Raw genomic sequence first — 18127 nt, 5'->3', positions numbered from 1 at the left:
GAAGTAAGATGTGAATATTCGTCTAATTTCTCGATACAATTCTTATCAGAATCACTCGAAATGACGAATAAACAAGGTCATCCTGAACTCGTTTCAGGATCGCATAAAGTAGACGATGAGAAGCTGAAACAAGTTCAGCTTGACAAGAAATTTATTGCTTTAAGCATTAGGCGTAAAGCATAAAACAGACAATAAAACAAAAACAAGAAATATGAAAAACTTTAAGTTTATACTGGGGTTAGGAATCGCGATGATGAATATGGTTTATGGACAAGAGTTGAAATCACCAAATGGAAATTTTGTGATGGATTTTTCGTTGTCTAAAGACGGAAAACCTACTTATCAGTTAAAGTACAAAGGTAAAGATGTTATAAAACCAAGTCATTTAGGTTTTGAGTTTAAAACAAAACACAAAGAAATGGATTTTGCAGTGCAAGATCGCGTAGAAGATGAAAAGGCAAAAGATATTGCAAACTTTTTATCAGGGTTTAAAATCATCGATACTAAAACGTCAACATTCGACGAAACTTGGAAACCAGTTTGGGGAGAAGTAGATAAAATCAGAAATAATTTTAACGAATTAGCTGTTACGGTTTCTCAACCAAATACAGATCGTCAAATGATTATTCGTTTTCGTTTGTTCAACGAAGGTTTAGGTTTCCGTTATGAATTTCCAGAACAAAAGAATTTAAAATATTTTGTGATCAAAGAAGAACATTCTCAGTTTGCAATGGCGGGAGATCACACTGCTTTTTGGATTCCTGGTGATTATGATACGCAAGAATACGATTACACAGAATCTAAATTATCAGAAATTAGAGGATTATTTGATAAAGCTTATATTGGAAATGCATCTCAACAAGCCTTCTCTAAAACAGGTGTACAAACAGCTTTGATGATGAAAGCAACAAATGGACTTTATATCAATTTACACGAAGCTGCGTTGATTAATTATCCTGCAATGAGTTTAAATTTAGATGATAAAACATTAACGTTTGAATCTTGGTTAACTCCAGATGCTTTGGGTGATAAAGGTTATTTACAGGCACCTTTCAATACGCCTTGGCGTACAATTATTGCGAGTGATGATGCACGAGAAGTTGCTTTCAAAGGGCCGCAATTGGTTTATAATTTGAATGAACCTTCAAAAATTAAAGACACTTCTTGGATCAAACCTGTAAAATACGTTGGTGTTTGGTGGGAAATGATTACAGGAAAAAGTTCTTGGGCATATACAGATGATTTCCCGACGGTGCAATTAGGTGTAACCGATTATAAAAATGCGAAACCAAACGGTAAGCATGGAGCAAATAATGAACATGTAAAAGAGTACATTGATTTTGCTGCAGAAAACGGATTTGACGCTGTTTTAGTTGAAGGTTGGAACGAAGGTTGGGAAGATTGGTTCGGTAATCACAAAGATTATGTGTTCGATTTTGTAACGCCTTATCCAGATTTTGATGTAAAAATGTTAAACGCTTACGCAAAATCAAAAGGTGTAAAAATTATGATGCATCACGAAACGTCTGGATCAATTCGTAATTATGAAAGACATTTGGATAAAGCCTATAAATTCATGAATGATAACGGTTATACATCTGTAAAAAGTGGATATGTAGGTGATATCGTTCCTCGTGGAGATTATCATTACAGCCAAAATACGATTAATCATTATCAATATGCAATCGAAAAAGCGGCTGAATATAAAATTATGGTTAATGCTCACGAAGCGGTTCGTCCTACAGGAGTTGCGCGTACATGGCCAAATTTAATCGGTAATGAATCTGCGCGTGGAACAGAATACCAAGCTTTTGGAGGTTCTAAACCAAATCACGTAACAGTTTTACCTTTCACGCGTCTTTTAGGTGGACCAATGGATTATACGCCTGGTATTTTCGAAATGGATGTGGAGAAATTAAATCCAAACAACCATTCGCACGTTAATTCTACGATTGCAAATCAGTTGGCTTTATATGTGACAATGTATTCGCCTTTGCAAATGGCTGCTGATATTATTGAGCATTACAAACAATTTTCTGATGCATTTCAATTTATCAAAGATGTGCCTGTAGATTGGCAAGATTCTAACTATTTAGAAGCTGAACCAGGAAGATATTTAACAATTGCACGTAAAGACAAAAACTCGAATAATTGGTTTGTTGGAAATGTAAATGGTGAAACGCCTCGTTCAACGAAAATCAAGTTAGATTTCTTAGATAAAGGGAAAAAATACGAAGCGAAAATCTATGCTGATGCAAAAGATGCGCATTACAAAACAAATCCTCAAGCCTATAAAATCGAAACAAAAAAGGTTGATTCAAAATCTGTTTTAGATTTAACATCTCAAGCTGGTGGAGGTTTTGCAATTAGTATCAAAGAGATTAAATAAAGTCATCTTGACAAGAAATTAAAAAAGCTTCTTCGATAATTTCAGAATGACAATAAAGTAAATGTCATTCCGACGAATGGAGGAATCTAAAAGTAATATGTTCTACGTTATAAGTTGGGTAAAAAAACTTTAAACGTAGAACTTAAAGCGTACAACATAATTATGAAAAAAATATTTTTCACGTTAGGAATAGCTTCATTGTTTTTAAGCTCTTGCTCAAAAACAACAACACAAGCTACGCAGACAAATCATTCAGAAAAACAACCATTTGTTTGGAATGGTGCAAATATTTATTTTTTGTTGACTGATCGTTTCGAGAATGGAGATAAAAAGAATGATATCAATTACGGAAGAACTGCCGAAACTGCTAAATTAAGAGGTTTTGAAGGTGGAGATTTTTGTGGAGTAATCAATAAAATAGAAGATAATTATTTTTCAGATTTAGGAGTTAATGCGATTTGGATGACGCCAATTGTAGAGCAAATTCACGGTTTTGTAGACGAAGGACAAGGAAAAACATATGGATTTCACGGTTATTGGACAAAAGATTGGACGTCGATTGATAAAAACTGGGGAACTGAAAAAGAGTTGCAAGAATTAGTTGACAAAGCGCATGCGAAAGGCATTCGTATTATGTTGGATGCGGTGATTAATCACACAGGTCCAGTCACAAATTCGGACGGTGTTTTTCCTGCTGATTGGGTTCGTGTTTCACCACAATGTACCTATGAGTCTTACAAAACGACAATTGAATGTACGTTGGTGAAAAATCTACCAGACATTTTAACGGAATCAGAAAATGATGTGATGTTACCTCCGCAATTGTTAGCAAAATGGTCGCAAGAAGGTCGTTTGGACAAAGAAGTTGCTGAATTGAATGCTTTTTTCGCGAAATATAACCTTCCAAAAGCACCGAAATATTATATCATGAAATGGCTTTCAGATTACATTCGTAATTACGGAATTGATGGTTATCGTGTCGATACGGTGAAACATACAGAAGAAAATGTTTGGAAGAAATTCGAGGAAATTTGTCAAGATGCTTTCGCAGAATATAAAGCGAATAATCCTACAAAAGTATTGGATCAGAATAAATTTTTCTTGTTAGGAGAAGTTTATGGATATTCGATTAATGATGGTCAACAATATAATTTTCCTGATAAAACGGTTAATTATTTCGAGAATGGATTTGATGCGTTAATCAATTTCAATTTGCGTTCAACTCAGAAAGAATCTAATCAAACTGTTTTTGATCGATACAATGATATTCTTCAAAACAAAATGAAAGGAAAATCTGTGATGAGCTATATTACCTCGCACGATGATGGTTCGCCTTTTGATAAAGATCGTCAAAATCCTTGGGACGCTGGAACTCGATTGTTGTTGGCGCCAGGAATTTCGCAAATTTATTATGGAGACGAAACGGCTCGTCCTTTAGAGATTGAAGGTGTTGATGGAGATGCAAATCTTCGTTCGAATATGAATTGGGAAGATATTAAACCAAATTCAGAAACGGAATCATTATTGAATCATTACCAAAAATTAGGACAATTTAGACGAAATCATCCAGCAGTTGGAGCAGGAAATCAAACAGATTTGCAAAATTCTCCGTATATTTTTACAAGAAAATATAAGACAGACGAAGTGGTGATTGGTTTAGAAATGCCAATTGGTAAAAACACAATTAATGTAAGTTCTGTTTGGAAAGATGGTACCAAAGTTCGCGATGCTTATTCAGGTTTTTCTGGAAAAGTTGTGAACGGAAATTTAGAATTGAATACAACTTCTGATATTGTGTTATTAGAGAAAGTTAATTAATTTTTTGAGAAGTAATAGAAGAAAAAATGATAAAAAAAATAGTTGGTTTAACCTTGATGACAACTTTGTTTTTGACAAGTTGTGAAAGCAAAAAGGAAACAAAGTCAGAAGACGTTAAAACTGAAATGAAACAACAAGGTATTTTACCTTTTACGGCTGATATGGCAGAAACTTCTGTGATTTATGAAGTGAATGTTCGTCAATTTTCACCAGAAGGAACTTTTGCGGCGGTAACAAAAGAGATTTCGAATATCAAGAAATTAGGTGTTAAAATCCTTTGGATTATGCCTATTTATCCAATTGGAGAAGAAAATCGAAAAGAAGGTTTAGGTTCGTATTATTCGATCAAAGATTATAGAGGAATCAATCCAGAATTTGGAAATGCCGAAGATTTTAAGAAATTAGTTGATGAAGCGCACAAAAACGGAATCTATGTGATTTTGGATTGGGTTGCGAATCACACGGCTTGGGATCATCCTTGGGTAAAACAACATCCCGATTGGTACGAACAAGATAAGAACGGAAAAATGCATTCTCCTTACGATTGGTCGGATGTTGTGGCATTAAATTTCGATAACAAAGAAATGCGCAAACAGATGATTGCCGATATGAAATATTGGTTAGATGATTTCAAAATTGATGGTTTCCGTTGTGATATGGCGCACGAAGTTCCAACAGATTTTTGGAACGAAGCAAAACCACAATTGGCAAAAGGTCGCGAAATTTTTATGTTAGGTGAAACAGAGAAGCCAGATTTATTAGCAAATAATGCGTTCGATGCCGCTTATGGTTGGGAAATTCATCATATCATGAATGACATTGCAAAAGGTAAAAAGAATGTTTCTGCGATTGATGCGTACATGGATTCGATTCCGAAAAAATGGCAAGCGGATGATTATAAATTATTATTCACATCAAATCATGACGAAAATTCTTGGGCTGGAACTGAGTACGAAAGAATGGGTGATGCGGTCGAAACATTTGCTGCATTAACGTATACTTTACCAGGAATTCCTTTGATTTATAATGGACAAGAAGAAGATTTTAATCGTCGTTTAAAATTCTTTGTCAAAGATTCTATTGATCGTAATTCAACAGCAAAAATGCGTGGCGTTTACGAAAAGTTAGGAGAATTAAAAATCACAAATGAAGCGTTTAATGGAGCGAAAAAAGCGGCTTCTTACGAACGTTTGAAAACATCTGATGATAAATCTATCTTAGCGTTCAAACGTCAAAAAAATACGACAGAAGCTTATTTTATTGCGAATTTTACGAAAGCAAATAAAGAAATTACAGTTCCAATTAATGGTGTGTACAAAAATTTTATGAACAACGAAGATGTGACATTTGATGCTACAACAAAACTGAAATTAAAACCTTGGGAATACCTGATTTTAGTTCAGAAGAAAAAATAAATTCTTAAAAGCTGGTTAAATTTTTAATCAGCTTTTTTTATGGTATAATGCTTGTTGATAAACGTTTAAAATCCAAATCATGAGAAAAATAATTTTATCAACAGCCGCCATTTTAAGCTTAGTTTTCTCTTCGTGCGAATCGAAGAAAACAGAAAACTCAGAAGTTATCACAAGTAAATCTGAAGTTGCAGAACAGCCAATTGTTTCGGAAAGTGATATTGCGAATCATCCAGAGTCATCGACTTCACAAAATACTTATGAGTTTTTACAAGATAATGGTCAACAAAAAACGGTAAATATTGATCCAAATGAAACGGTGATTTCAGCAAATAGTTTACCTATTAATGCACAAAATTTTGTTTCGAAAAACTTTGGTAATATGGAGTTTGTGAATGCGATAAAAGAAGTTGAACGCAATATCACAACATATAATATTCAGTTGAAAGACGGAACAAAAATAGAATTTACAGATAATGGTGATTGGAAGGAGGTGAAAAATGGTTTAGGAAAAGCGATTCCGATTAAATTTTTCCCAGATAATATTCAAAAATATCTTCAATCAAAATATCCTAAAATCGATGCGAAATCAATTGAAATGGATACAAAAGACAAAGAAATAAAAGTAGAATTGTTACAAAATAATGTCGATTTGAAATTTGATTTGAATGGTAATTTTATCAAAATTGATTAATCAAATACATCAAAAACCTTGTCAATAGATGAGGTTTTTTTTAATTTCTAATTTTTAAAATTTTACAATAACCTTCACATCAACTTTTCGCAATTTTCAATATATTTATAGTAGAAAAAATCGCCCAAAATGGATAAAAAATATTTGAGATCGTTAATTTTTAGACATCTCGATGGTTTGGTAACGGCTCCGGTATTAAGTGCTTTGGCTAAAAAAGGAGCTTTGCATTATATCGTCGAGCGTAAAACTATACAGTTAGAAGAATTGACAAACGAATTTCAGGCAAACGAAGGTTACCTAAATGTTGCTTTGCGTGTGTTGGCTTCGCAGAATATGTTAGAATATTCAGTGAATAATGCAGAAAATAGCGTCGAGATTCAAACCAATAAATATTCAGATCGCGCATTTACTAATGTTGATATTTACCATGATTTAGCTGTTTTTTTGGCAGAAAATGAAGTAATTAATCAACATGATTTTTCGGATGAATTTTGTAAAAAATGGATTAAATTATTTGATAAATATAAAACTTATTTGATGACTGCTGACGACGAAGAGTTTCTTGAAAAACCTTTGCATTATCAAATTACCAAACATATCGAAGGCGTTTTAGTTGGACCAATTATTGTGCGAATGGGAATGAGTGGTTTGTTTCATAAATACTTTATGGAAGCTTCTTTCAATCCAGATGAATTTCACAAAAACCCACAAACTTTCGAGAAAATATTGGAACGATTAACCGAATTAGGTTGGTTTACAAAACACGAAAAAAACTATAAATTCACAGAAATAGGATTATTTTTTGCGCGCCGTGCAACATCTTATGGTGTTACAGTTTCTTATTTACCAATGTTCGCGAAGTTGAATGATTTGCTTTTTGGTTCGCCAACAAAATTGCGTGAAATTACCGAAGGCGAAGATGAACAACACGTGAATCGCGAAATGAATGTTTGGGGTAGTGGAGGAGCGCATTCCACTTATTTCAAAGTGATTGATGAGTTTATTGTAGATATTTTTAATCGTCCAATAGAAGAGCAACCGAAAGGAATTTTGGATATGGGATGCGGGAATGGAGCGCTTTTACAACATTTGTATGATGTGATAGAACGTCAAACCTTACGGGGAAAACATCTCGACGAATATCCACTTTTTTTGGTTGGTGCAGATTATAATCAAGCAGCGCTGAAAGTAACGCGTGCCAATTTAATTAAAAATGATATTTGGGCAAAAGTGATTTGGGGTGATATTGGTGATCCAGATCGTTTGGCAACAGATTTGAAAAATGATTATTCAATAGAGTTGAGTGATTTATTAAACATTAGAACATTTTTAGATCATAATCGAATTTGGGAAGATGTAGAAGATATCAAAACAAATCGAATTAGTGCTTCTACAGGAGCTTTTGCGTTTAGAGGAAAACGATTGTCAAATAATGATGTGGAACAAAATTTATTGAATCATCTCAAAAAATGGGCGCCTTATGTAGATAAATTTGGTTTGTTATTGATCGAATTACATACGATTGCTCCAGATTTAACGGCGGAGAATTTAGGAAATACACCTGCAACAGCGTATGATGCAACGCATGGATTTTCGGATCAATATATTGTAGAAGTCGATGTTTTTCATCGAATTTGTCAAGAAACTGGTTTAGTTCCAGATAAAACATTGTTCAAAAAATATCCAAACAGTGAATTGGCAACTGTTAGTATCAATCTTTTGAAACGATAATATTTAAAAGATATATTAAATCAAAAAAAGCTCAGCAATTGCTGAGCTTTCTTGGTTAGTCTTGTGTCAATAATTAGTTTAGGGTTATTTTTGCTTGACTAATCTTAAATCCATTTTCGTAAACATTGAACGTGTAAACTCCTTTTTGGAATTCCTCGTTTTCCCAATCAAACGTAATATTTTTTGTTTGTCCGTTTGTGTAATTAAAGTTGATTGCATCAGAGAAATTAACTGTATCTCCAGATCTCAATTCAATTTGTCCGCCTTGCGCATTTCCATATCTTCCTAATGTTCCGTCAGGATTATAGATAGCAACATATAATTTTTTGTCTCCAGATTCTGTTCTCGAATTACGATCTACATCAAAAGAAACACGAATTTTATCAATACGTTTTGCACGTGTTTTTTCAACTTCTTTTCCGCTATTTCTTACACGAATTCCTTTGATTTGTTGATTAGAAACAGATAAAGTTGAACTTAATTCATTGATCTTTCCTTTCGAAATTGCATTGTCTTTTTGACGAACACTTTTTTCTGTTTCGTAGTTATATGTTAACTCTTTATTGTTTTCTCTTAAATTGTTGTTGTCTGTTGTTAAAGCAGAATTTTTATTATTTAATTCGTCAACGCTACGTACAAGAATTGCATTTTCTTTTTGTAAACGAGCAACTTCAGATTTGTAATTTTTTACACTTCCTTCTAAATCGTTAATCATTTTACGAGCACGATTCATTTCCTCTGCAGTTGGATTGTCTTTATCTAAAATTTCTTGAATATCTTGATTCTTTAACTGAATCATATTTTCTTTATCGCTCAATAAATTGTTACGATCTTCGATGCGTGCTTTATATTGTGTATAGTCGTTTAAAATCGAATCATATTGTTTACGAATTTGATCCTTTTGACCTGTTTCGTTTTTAAGGATTTGAGAATTTAAAGATTCATTTTTTTCAAGATTTCCGATCTGATTTGCTTGATAAATATTATATCCTACACTTCCTGCTAATAATATTCCGACTAATGCCAAAGGAACTACTAAACCATTTTTTCCTTTGTTTGTTGGTTGATTGTTTTCTTCTAATCCTTGCATATGAACTATTATTTAAGGTTAATTGTTTTTTTATTGTTTTTAGTGTTAAGAAATTATGATGCCAAAAACTTAGTATGATGTTAAAATGAGGATTTTTTAACAAATTTTTTCACATTTTAGACCGAAAATGAATAATTATGCAGATTCTTATTCTAAATAAATCATAAAAAAAGCTTCAGATTATTCTGAAGCTTTTTTTTAATTAATATGAATTGTATTTACTTTTTATCAAAAGTTCCTGTGTAAACAGAAGTTAATTTATCTAAAGAAATGTACTTTTTGAAAACCTCGTTTACTTGGTTTACATTAAGAGCATCTACTTTTTTCTCTAAATTATCAAATTCATCAAACGTAATTCCATTCAATAAATAACCATTCGATAAGCCTAACAAAGTTCCGTCAGTTCCCAAAGAAGTTGTACGACCGTTTTTCCAACTTACAATATTTGTTTTCAATTCGTCCGCTGTGAAACCATCTTTCAATGCTTTTGCAACTTCTTCTTTCAATGCTTTTTCAACTGCTTCACGTTTTGTAGGGTTTAAAAATGCATAATATCCCCAAGAAGCTACATCGTTTTTAGGATCGTTTGGAATCGAAACATATGAACCTGCACCATAGCTGATTCCTTCTTTTTCTCTTAATCGCATTGGAATACGAGCAGATAAAAATCCTCCACTTCCAATCATTTCATTTGCCATAACCATTGCGGCGTAATCAGCACTTTCACGATTCATTTTGAAGTTAATTGATCCAACTGCAGCAGCATTTTCTTTGTCTGGAATGTTATAAAGTTTATCCTCTTTTTTCGTTGCTGTAAAAGTTGGATACGCTTTTTCGTACTTCGATTTGCTATTCCATTTACCAAAAGTATCGTTTAATAATTTTTCAACTTTCGCTTTGTCATTTGTTCCAATAATAGAAACAACACCATTTTGTGCACCTAAAATATTTTTATAAAAATCAACTAAATCAGCTTGTTTGATTTTCTTTAAATCATCTTTTGTTTCAGCAAAAGAAGCTGTATAAAAAATAGAAGATTTAGGATAATTAGATGTTAAACGACTAATTTCGTTGAAGGCTAATGCTTGCGGATCGTTTGTATTTGCATCTAAATATGTTGTGTATTCATTTACAGATTTTGCTAATTCAGCTTCAGGAAAAGTTGGTTCTGTAATGATTTGACGCACGATATCCATTGTTTTGTCTAATGAATTTTTGTACGTATTAATTGTTACAGATAAATTTTGTCCTCCAAATCTAAATCCAACCGAAGATTTTAAAGCATCTAATTGATCTTTGATTTGTTCTTTTGTTAAATTCTTCGTTCCAGACATTAACAATTCAGCCGTTAATTGACCGATCATTCCTTTGTTTGCCAAATCTTTTTCATTCGAAACAGGTAAATTAAATGAAAGAATTACTTTTTCACCTTTAATTTCTTTGTCGATGATTCCATATTTTAGACCATTGTTCAATTTTCCTTCTGCATAATGAGCTTTTAAGTTTTTGATTGAAGCTTCAAATGGTTTTGCTTCTTTCTCAACTGCACGACCTTTGTAATTCGAAACTAATTCTGTAATCTGTTTATTCGTTAATTCAGTCGGTTTTACACGAATTTCATCTTTCGTCGGAATAAAAGTTCCAACTGTTCTATTATTCGCTCTAAAATATTTTTCAGCAACACGTTTTACATCTTCTTTGGTTACTTTTTCAATATTATCACGGTACAAGAAACCTAAACGATAATCACCAGCACCAACAATTTCAGTTAAACCAATGGCATAATTAATTGTATTATTTTTCTGGTTTTCGATGTTTTTCACAATACTTGTTTTCGCACGCTGCACATCTTGATCAGTATAATTAATTGTAGCAACTTTGTCTAATTCTGCACGAATATCATTTTTCGTTTGCTCGATATTTTTCTCTTTTGGAATTTCAGTTCCAATATAGAAGAAACTCGCATCGCGAACTTCTGGACTATACGCCCAAATAGAAGCAATTTTGTGTGTGTCAACCAAAGATTTATACAAATATCCCGAAGGATCTGAAGTCAAAATATTATTTAAAACATCAATAGCTGCATAATCTTTATCGCTATATGCCGCAACGTGATACATTACACCAACAGATTGTGAATCTCCTGCACGTTTTACTTCAACAAATTTTTCACCATCTTGCGCTGGTTCAACTGTTAAAACTTCGTCTAAAACACGCGTTGGTTTTGGAATCGAAGCAAAATACTGATTCACATATTCCATCGTTTTTTTCTCGTCAAATTTTCCAGCAATAATTAAGGTTGCATTATCTGGTTGATAATATTTTTCGTAGAATTTGCGCAACTGTGGTGTTTTTACACGCTCAATATCTTCTTTAGATCCAATTGTAGATTTTCCGTAATTGTGCCATAAATAGCCAGCAGAAATAACGCGTTCCATTAAAACACTTGACGGATCATTTTCACCAATTTCAAATTCATTACGTACAACCGAAAATTCTTTGTCCAAATCTTCTTGTTTAATGGTTGCATTAATCATACGATCAGCTTCCATTTCCAAACTCCAACGTAAATTTTCGTCGCTTGATGGGAAAACTTCGTAATAATTTGTACGATCATAATATGTCGTTCCATTTGCACGTCCACCTTTGTCAGATAACATTTTCTTGATATCACCTAAGTTTTTTGTTGATTTAAACAACATATGTTCTAACAAATGCGCCATTCCTTTTTCACCGTAACCTTCGTGTTTAGAACCAACATTGTAAACAATATTTACTACAACATTACTTTGCGATTGATCAGAGACTAATAAAACTTGTAATCCATTTGGTAGTTTGTATTCCTTAATTCCTTCTACTTGCGTCACAAAAGTTGCGTTTCCAGATTTCGTTTGAGCCATTAAGTATGGTGAATTTGCAAAGGCAAAAACCAGACATATACTCAGTAAAGTTTTTTTCATGTATTTATTTTTATAGTTATTAATTGGATGATACAATTCTATAATCTATTCGTTAGACGCAAATTGTATGGTGTAAGTTACAAATCTTTTGTTAAATTTGTGATGCAACAAACAAAAGAAATGGAAACAAAAGAGGTAAATAAAATTACTTTCGAAGAGTTTAAAAGTCAAATCATTAATGATTACAAGACTGCTTTTATGTCTCGCGAAGTAAGTCTTTTAGGGAGAAGAGAAGTACTTACTGGGAAAGCAAAATTTGGAATTTTTGGTGATGGAAAAGAATTACCACAAATTGCAATGGCAAAAGTATTCAAAAATGGAGATTTTCGTTCTGGATACTACCGCGATCAAACATTTATGTTCGCAATTGGTCAATTAACTGTTGAACAATTTTTTGCACAATTATATGCTTTAACAGATTTAGAGAAAGAACCTTCATCTGGAGGTCGTCAAATGACATCTCACTTCGGAACACGTTCTTTAAATGAAGACGGTTCTTGGAAAAAATTAACAGAACAAAAAAATTCGAGTGCAGATATTTCGCCAACAGCTGGTCAAATGCCACGTTTGTTAGGTTTAGCACAAGCTTCAAAATATTTTAGAAATGTTCCTCAATCAGACGAAGATCAACAATTTTCTGTAAACGGAAATGAAATTGCTTTCGGAACAATTGGAGATGCAAGTACTTCTGAAGGTCATTTTTGGGAAACTATAAATGCAGGTGGAGTTTTGCAAGTGCCAATGGTTGTTTCTATTTGGGACGATGGTTACGGAATTTCTGTACCAGCTAAATTTCAACGTACAAAATCGAATCTTTCTGAATTATTATCAGGTTTCGGAAGAACGGAAGAGGAAAGAGGTTACGAAATTATTACTGTTAAAGCGTGGGATTATCCTGCTTTGATTGAAGCTTATACACGCGCAGAAAGATTTGCGCGTGAGCATCACATTCCGTGTATTGTACACGTGCAAGAATGTACGCAGCCGCAAGGTCACTCAACTTCTGGTTCGCACGAGCGTTATAAATCAGAGGAGCGTTTGACTTGGGAAAAAGAATTTGATGGAATCACAAAATTCCGTGAATATATTTTAGCATTTGCAGATCATTCGGAAGCAATTATTTCTGCGGAAGAGTTGGATCAATTAGAAGCTGATGTTAAAGCTGAAGTTAAAGCTTCTCAAAAACAATGTTGGGACGATTATTTGAATCCAATTTTGGATTTGAAAAATGAGTCATTAGAATTATTAACGAAAGTTGCTTCAGAAAGTGTGAATGGAGCTTTTATCAACATTGAAATTAGTAATCTAAAATCAAAGAAAAGCCCTTTCAAACGTGATGTTTATGGAGCTGTTCGTAAAGTTATTCGTTTAACTCGTTCAGAAAATTTAACTTCTAAAACTGAATTAATTTCTTGGTTAGATGTTAAAATGAAACGCGAAGAAGAAATTTATTCAACTAAATTAGTTTCTGGTACAGCAACACAAGTTCCACAAGTAAAACCTGAGTTTGGAGAAAATCCAGCGTTAGAAGATGGTCGTGTAATTGTTCGTGATAACTTTGATAAAATTTTCGAGAAATATCCAAAGGCATTAGTTTTTGGTGAAGATGCGGGAAATATTGGTGATGTAAACCAAGGTTTAGAAGGTCTTCAAGCAAAATATGGAATCGATCGTATTTCGGATACAGGAATTCGCGAAGCAACAATTCTTGGTCAAGGAATTGGTTTGGCGATGCGTGGTTTACGTCCAATTGCAGAAATTCAATATTTAGATTATATCCTTTATTGTTTACAAGGAATTTCTGATGATTTGGCAACTGTACTTTATCGTTCGAACGGAGGTCAAAAAGCGCCTGTGATTATCAGAACGCGTGGTCACCGTTTAGAAGGTGTTTGGCATTCAGGTTCGCCAATGGGAGGAATTTTGAATTTGGTTCGTGGTGTGAATGTTTTAGTTCCGCGTGATTTAACAAAAGCTGCAGGTTTTTACAATACATTGATGCAAGCAGATGAGCCAGCGATTGTTGTAGAAAGTTTGAACGGTTATCGTCTGAAAGAGCCTGCACCAATTAATATCGGTGAATTTACAACGCCAATTGGTGAAGTAGAAATTACAAAAGAAGGAAAAGATGTAACGTTGTTAACATACGGTTCTACTTGGAGAATTGTGATGGATGCAGCAAAAGAATTGGAGCAATTAGGTATTTCTGTTGAAGTAATTGATGCGCAATCTTTATTGCCTTTCGATATTAATGAAGATGTTGCGAAAAGTTTGAACAAAACGAATCGTTTAGTGATTGTTGACGAAGATGTTCCTGGTGGAGCAAGTGCATTCTTGTTACAAGAAATTATTGAGAAACAAGGTGGATATTTTACATTAGATAGCGCACCATTGACGATTACTGCGAAAGCTCACCGTCCTGCGTATGCGACTGATGGAGATTATTTCTCAAAACCTTCTGTTGATGATATTACAGAACAAGTTTATGAATTAATGCGCGAAGCAAAACCAAATGAGTTTCCTGCTTTGTACTAAATAAAATAGAAAAATTTTCTAAAAAGTCCTGTTTTTTTTTAAAACAGGACTTTTTTTTGTTATGACATTTTTTGTTCTTAAAAAATGATGTAATATTGAATATTAATAACTTAAATCAATTTACTTATGAACAAAATTTTAAACTTTACCTTTTTTATGGTGTTTTTTTCTGTGATTCATGCGCAGATTACTATTAACGAAACTTTCGAAACATCAGCTCTTCCATCAGGATGGTCATATACACCATCGAGTACAGGTTGGATAAATTCTAACGTCAGCCCATTAAATGGTAGTAGATCGCTTAGAAAATCAATTTCAGCAACTACGGTAGCTCCTAATCCAGTAGTAGAATTTATAACAAAAAATGATACCAGATCTAATGGAAAAGAAATTTCTATTTCGGTAAAAACAAGGGCTTTTAAATTTTCTGATCGTGTAATAAATGGAGAGGTACAATTCTTATATTCTGTAGATAATGGAGTGACTTGGGTAGAATTAGGAGAGGCAATCAAATATAATGAAGCATTTGATCCAAATATAGATAATTCTAATCAAGGTATTATCTCATCTCAATTTAAAATACCAAATGGAGTAGTTCCAGAAGGTTCAAATTTTAAATTTAAAGCAAAAGCATCTGTTGCTTTATTAGAGAATGGAGTCCCAAATAATTTATACATGTATTTTGATGACTTTGTGATAGCTCAATCTACGGAGACTTTACCTTCTTGTGTAACACATCTTTCGCCAACAGATAATGGCATCAATATTGGGGTAGATCAAAATTTAACATGGTCACCAGCTGAAGGAGCAGAAGGTTATCACATTTATTTGGGAGAACAAACAGGTAATTATTCTATTTTGAATGGAATTGATTTAGGGAATGTAACAGTATATAAATTAGGTAGTAATTTAAAGTCTAATACATCATATTTTCTGAAAATAATTCCTTACAATACAATAGGAAGTGCTGAAAATTGTAACGAAATAACATTCAAGACTAAAACAACACCTGTTAATGATGAAATAACAGGAGCAATTACACTAACACCATCAAATAGCTTATTCTGCGATGGAGGAGTCAGAGGAACATTTAAAAATGCATCAAAATCGATAGAAGAGTTAGGATGTAACACATCCGCTAATAATAAGGACGATGTATGGTATAAATTTGTTGCAAAATCTAAAAGACATATCATTAATTTATCTTCTACAGAAGGAAGTGTAAACGATTTATATTTTACATTATATGAAGGAGATTCAAATAAATTGATCACAAAAGATTGTATTGATGAAGAGCGAGCAATCTTAGATGATTTGATTGTAGGAAATACCTATTACATCAGATTATTTACTTATTCGAATAATCTTACAGATTCAGAATTTGATATTTGTCTTTCTACAGCGGGGTCAACTCCAGAAAATGATGAGAAATCGACAGCGATATTATTAGATAATTTTACTTTTGATAAAACTTTTGATACATCAGGATATACAAAAAGATCAAATGTAGTGATTGATGATTTAATAGGAACTTGTTCGATGTATGCTGATATTAATTTGGAAGGGATAAATTTATCAACATCAAATTATTCAGATAATGGTGTATGGTTTAAATTTAATGGAAATGGAAGTAATTTTTCTGTTCGTTCAATAACTGATCAATTTTGGGATGCAAGAATAGATGTTTATAGAACATTGACTGAACAAGAAAAACAAGCAAATCCAACTTTTTCAGATGCATTAACTTGTGTAGGAACAAAAGGAGCGCCAGTAACAGATTTTACACACACGGTCAACATAGAAAATTCTAAAAAAGAGGTTACTTACTATGTTAATATTTCTAATTTTACAAGTGCAACAAAAACTCCTACAGGAGTTGTTCAATTAATTGTTGCAACAGATCATTTAGGATTATCAGAAAATAATAAATCAGGATTAACAATTTATCCAAATCCAGTAACAGATAAAGTGTTGATAAATTCTAATACAAAAATTGATCAAGTAAGAGTTTATTCTTTACAAGGAAAAGAATTGATGAAAACATCAAAATCTGAGATTAATTTAAATCATCTGGTAAAAGGGGTTTATATTATTCAAATACAAACGATAGATGGTAAAATAACTGAACAAAAAATAATTAAAAAATAATTTTTAAAATTATAAAGCGTACGCTCTTTCATAAGAACATACGCTTTTTTTTGTATTTTTAACAATCAAAATTATAATGAAAATGAAATTTTATTCGATCATACTTTGTCTGTTGACTTCTGTTCTTTTTGGACAATTTCAGGATATAATTCCTCCAAAGAATATCAAGACGGTTCAAATTTTTAACCCGCAAACAAACGATAATACACCCATTATCAAGTTAGGTTCTAGCGAAAGATTAATTTTTCTTTTTGATGATATCAGCGCAGGTTACAAGCGTTATCAATATTCTATCGAACACAGAAATGCAGATTGGTCTGAATCGAATATTTTTCAAACCGAATTTTTAAATGGTGTTAATGCTGATTATGCGCGAACATATAAAAATTCATTCAATACGTATCAAAAATATACCAATTATCAAATTCAATTTCCGAATGAGCAAATGAATGTAAAATTGCCTGGAAATTATGTGTTGAAAGTGTATTTAGAAAATGATTCGAATCCAATTTTCACGAAACGTTTTGCGGTTTATCAACCAATTGCAGATGTTGGCGTGATGGTTTCTCGTTACAATAATCCAACGATAAAAGAATTGAATCAGCGTTTGCAAGTTCAAGTTTCGAGCGGAACACAAAATTTGACTGAAGTTCCTGACGGCGCAAAATTATTTTTGATGAAAAATAACAATTGGAACGAAGGTTATTTTGTCAATCAACCATCTTTTTCTCGCCCAAATCAGTTAACATATAATGATACCAATATTTTGTTTGACGGTGGTGCAGAATACAATTGGTTTGATAACAAAAATTTAGAAGTTCCGAGTTTAACAACAGAAAAAACATTCAGAAAAGATAGTGTTTACCATACTGTTTTGCGTGCAGATATTCCGAAGTATAATTTACCATACGATGATTATCCAGACATTAATGGAAATTTTTATATCCGAAATAACCGTTATGGAAACGAATATGCAGCAAATTCTGAAGCAGATTATTCGTGGGTTTATTTTGCCTTAGACGCTTTCGAAGATCAAAATGGATTATACGTTCCGTATGTTGTGGGAGCTTTTAATAATTGGGAAATTGACGATAATTCGAAATTAGAAAAAGACGATGCAGGATTTTGGGTAACCGAATTATTTTTGAAACAAGGTTATTACAATTATCAATATGTTGTAAAAAATACCAAAACAGGTAAAATCGATCCAAGTTATGTGAGCGGAAGTTTTTGGCAAACTGAAAATCAATATCAAGCGTTGTTTTACTATCGCCCTTGGGGACAACGATACGATGTGTTGATGGGATATGGAACTGGAAATTCGAGGAGATAAATAATTCAGTTTTTTAT

General features: G+C 32.8%; 11 protein-coding genes. 9 read left to right on the top strand and 2 right to left on the bottom strand.

What is annotated here, in order from left to right:
- From B2217_RS01175 to B2217_RS01150, 6 genes are all read left to right on the top strand, one after another.
- The coding region (locus tag B2217_RS01175; protein ID WP_291122009.1) for a hypothetical protein at positions 1-183 on the top strand (183 nt) is incomplete at its 5' end.
- A 28-nt stretch (positions 184-211) separates the two neighbouring features.
- The gene (locus tag B2217_RS01170; RefSeq protein WP_180905803.1) at positions 212-2389 is read left to right on the top strand and encodes a glycoside hydrolase family 97 protein; all 2178 of its coding nucleotides are present in this window, start codon (positions 212-214) and stop codon (positions 2387-2389) included.
- A 162-nt stretch (positions 2390-2551) separates the two neighbouring features.
- A complete protein-coding gene (locus B2217_RS01165; RefSeq protein ID WP_291122008.1) occupies positions 2552-4207 on the top strand; it encodes an alpha-amylase family glycosyl hydrolase in 1656 nt (551 codons plus the stop codon).
- Positions 4208-4233: 26 nt separating this feature from the next.
- The gene (locus B2217_RS01160; RefSeq protein WP_291122007.1) at positions 4234-5622 is read left to right on the top strand and encodes an alpha-amylase family glycosyl hydrolase; all 1389 of its coding nucleotides are present in this window, start codon (positions 4234-4236) and stop codon (positions 5620-5622) included.
- A 79-nt stretch (positions 5623-5701) separates the two neighbouring features.
- Positions 5702-6313: a PepSY-like domain-containing protein gene (locus tag B2217_RS01155; RefSeq protein WP_291122006.1), complete on the top strand. Its 612-nt coding sequence runs from the start codon at positions 5702-5704 to the stop codon at positions 6311-6313.
- A gap of 129 nt (positions 6314-6442) precedes the next feature.
- Complete coding sequence (locus B2217_RS01150; protein ID WP_221853989.1) at positions 6443-8044, top strand: class I SAM-dependent methyltransferase; 1602 nt, start codon at positions 6443-6445, stop codon at positions 8042-8044.
- Positions 8045-8117: 73 nt separating this feature from the next.
- Here the strand turns inward: B2217_RS01150 and B2217_RS01145 are convergent, their stop codons facing one another.
- Together B2217_RS01145 and B2217_RS01140 are read right to left on the bottom strand one after the other, a co-directional pair.
- The gene (locus B2217_RS01145; protein WP_038331054.1) at positions 8118-9134 is read right to left on the bottom strand and encodes a hypothetical protein; all 1017 of its coding nucleotides are present in this window, start codon (positions 9132-9134) and stop codon (positions 8118-8120) included.
- A 218-nt stretch (positions 9135-9352) separates the two neighbouring features.
- Positions 9353-12034 (bottom strand): M16 family metallopeptidase, encoded by a 2682-nt coding sequence (locus tag B2217_RS01140; protein ID WP_291122005.1) that lies wholly within the window; start codon positions 12032-12034, stop codon positions 9353-9355.
- A 180-nt stretch (positions 12035-12214) separates the two neighbouring features.
- On the opposite strand from B2217_RS01140, the gene B2217_RS01135 reads away from it, so the two are divergent.
- From B2217_RS01135 to B2217_RS01125, 3 genes are all read left to right on the top strand, one after another.
- Positions 12215-14629: an alpha-ketoacid dehydrogenase subunit alpha/beta gene (locus B2217_RS01135; protein ID WP_291122004.1), complete on the top strand. Its 2415-nt coding sequence runs from the start codon at positions 12215-12217 to the stop codon at positions 14627-14629.
- 126 nt (positions 14630-14755) lie between these two features.
- Positions 14756-16777 (top strand): T9SS type A sorting domain-containing protein, encoded by a 2022-nt coding sequence (locus tag B2217_RS01130; protein ID WP_180905811.1) that lies wholly within the window; start codon positions 14756-14758, stop codon positions 16775-16777.
- 82 nt (positions 16778-16859) lie between these two features.
- Positions 16860-18110 (top strand): type IX secretion system plug protein domain-containing protein, encoded by a 1251-nt coding sequence (locus tag B2217_RS01125; RefSeq protein ID WP_244958002.1) that lies wholly within the window; start codon positions 16860-16862, stop codon positions 18108-18110.
- Positions 18111-18127 lie beyond the last annotated feature (17 nt).

The sequence above is a fragment of the Empedobacter sp. UBA7620 genome, from assembly GCF_002484185.1.
Taxonomy (GTDB): Bacteria; Bacteroidota; Bacteroidia; order Flavobacteriales; family Weeksellaceae; genus Empedobacter; species Empedobacter falsenii_C.
Note: the sequence above shows the minus strand (reverse complement) of the source record. Positions and strands in the feature narration are given on the sequence as shown.

Coding starts and splice junctions, on each gene's coding strand:
- B2217_RS01170 (WP_180905803.1), top strand. CDS start 212: ATGAAAAACTTTAAGTTTATACTGGGGTTAGGAATCGCGATGATGAAT.
- B2217_RS01165 (WP_291122008.1), top strand. CDS start 2,552: ATGAAAAAAATATTTTTCACGTTAGGAATAGCTTCATTGTTTTTAAGC.
- B2217_RS01160 (WP_291122007.1), top strand. CDS start 4,234: ATGATAAAAAAAATAGTTGGTTTAACCTTGATGACAACTTTGTTTTTG.
- B2217_RS01155 (WP_291122006.1), top strand. CDS start 5,702: ATGAGAAAAATAATTTTATCAACAGCCGCCATTTTAAGCTTAGTTTTC.
- B2217_RS01150 (WP_221853989.1), top strand. CDS start 6,443: ATGGATAAAAAATATTTGAGATCGTTAATTTTTAGACATCTCGATGGT.
- B2217_RS01145 (WP_038331054.1), bottom strand. CDS start 9,134: ATGCAAGGATTAGAAGAAAACAATCAACCAACAAACAAAGGAAAAAAT.
- B2217_RS01140 (WP_291122005.1), bottom strand. CDS start 12,034: ATGGCTCAAACGAAATCTGGAAACGCAACTTTTGTGACGCAAGTAGAA.
- B2217_RS01135 (WP_291122004.1), top strand. CDS start 12,215: ATGGAAACAAAAGAGGTAAATAAAATTACTTTCGAAGAGTTTAAAAGT.
- B2217_RS01130 (WP_180905811.1), top strand. CDS start 14,756: ATGAACAAAATTTTAAACTTTACCTTTTTTATGGTGTTTTTTTCTGTG.
- B2217_RS01125 (WP_244958002.1), top strand. CDS start 16,860: ATGAAATTTTATTCGATCATACTTTGTCTGTTGACTTCTGTTCTTTTT.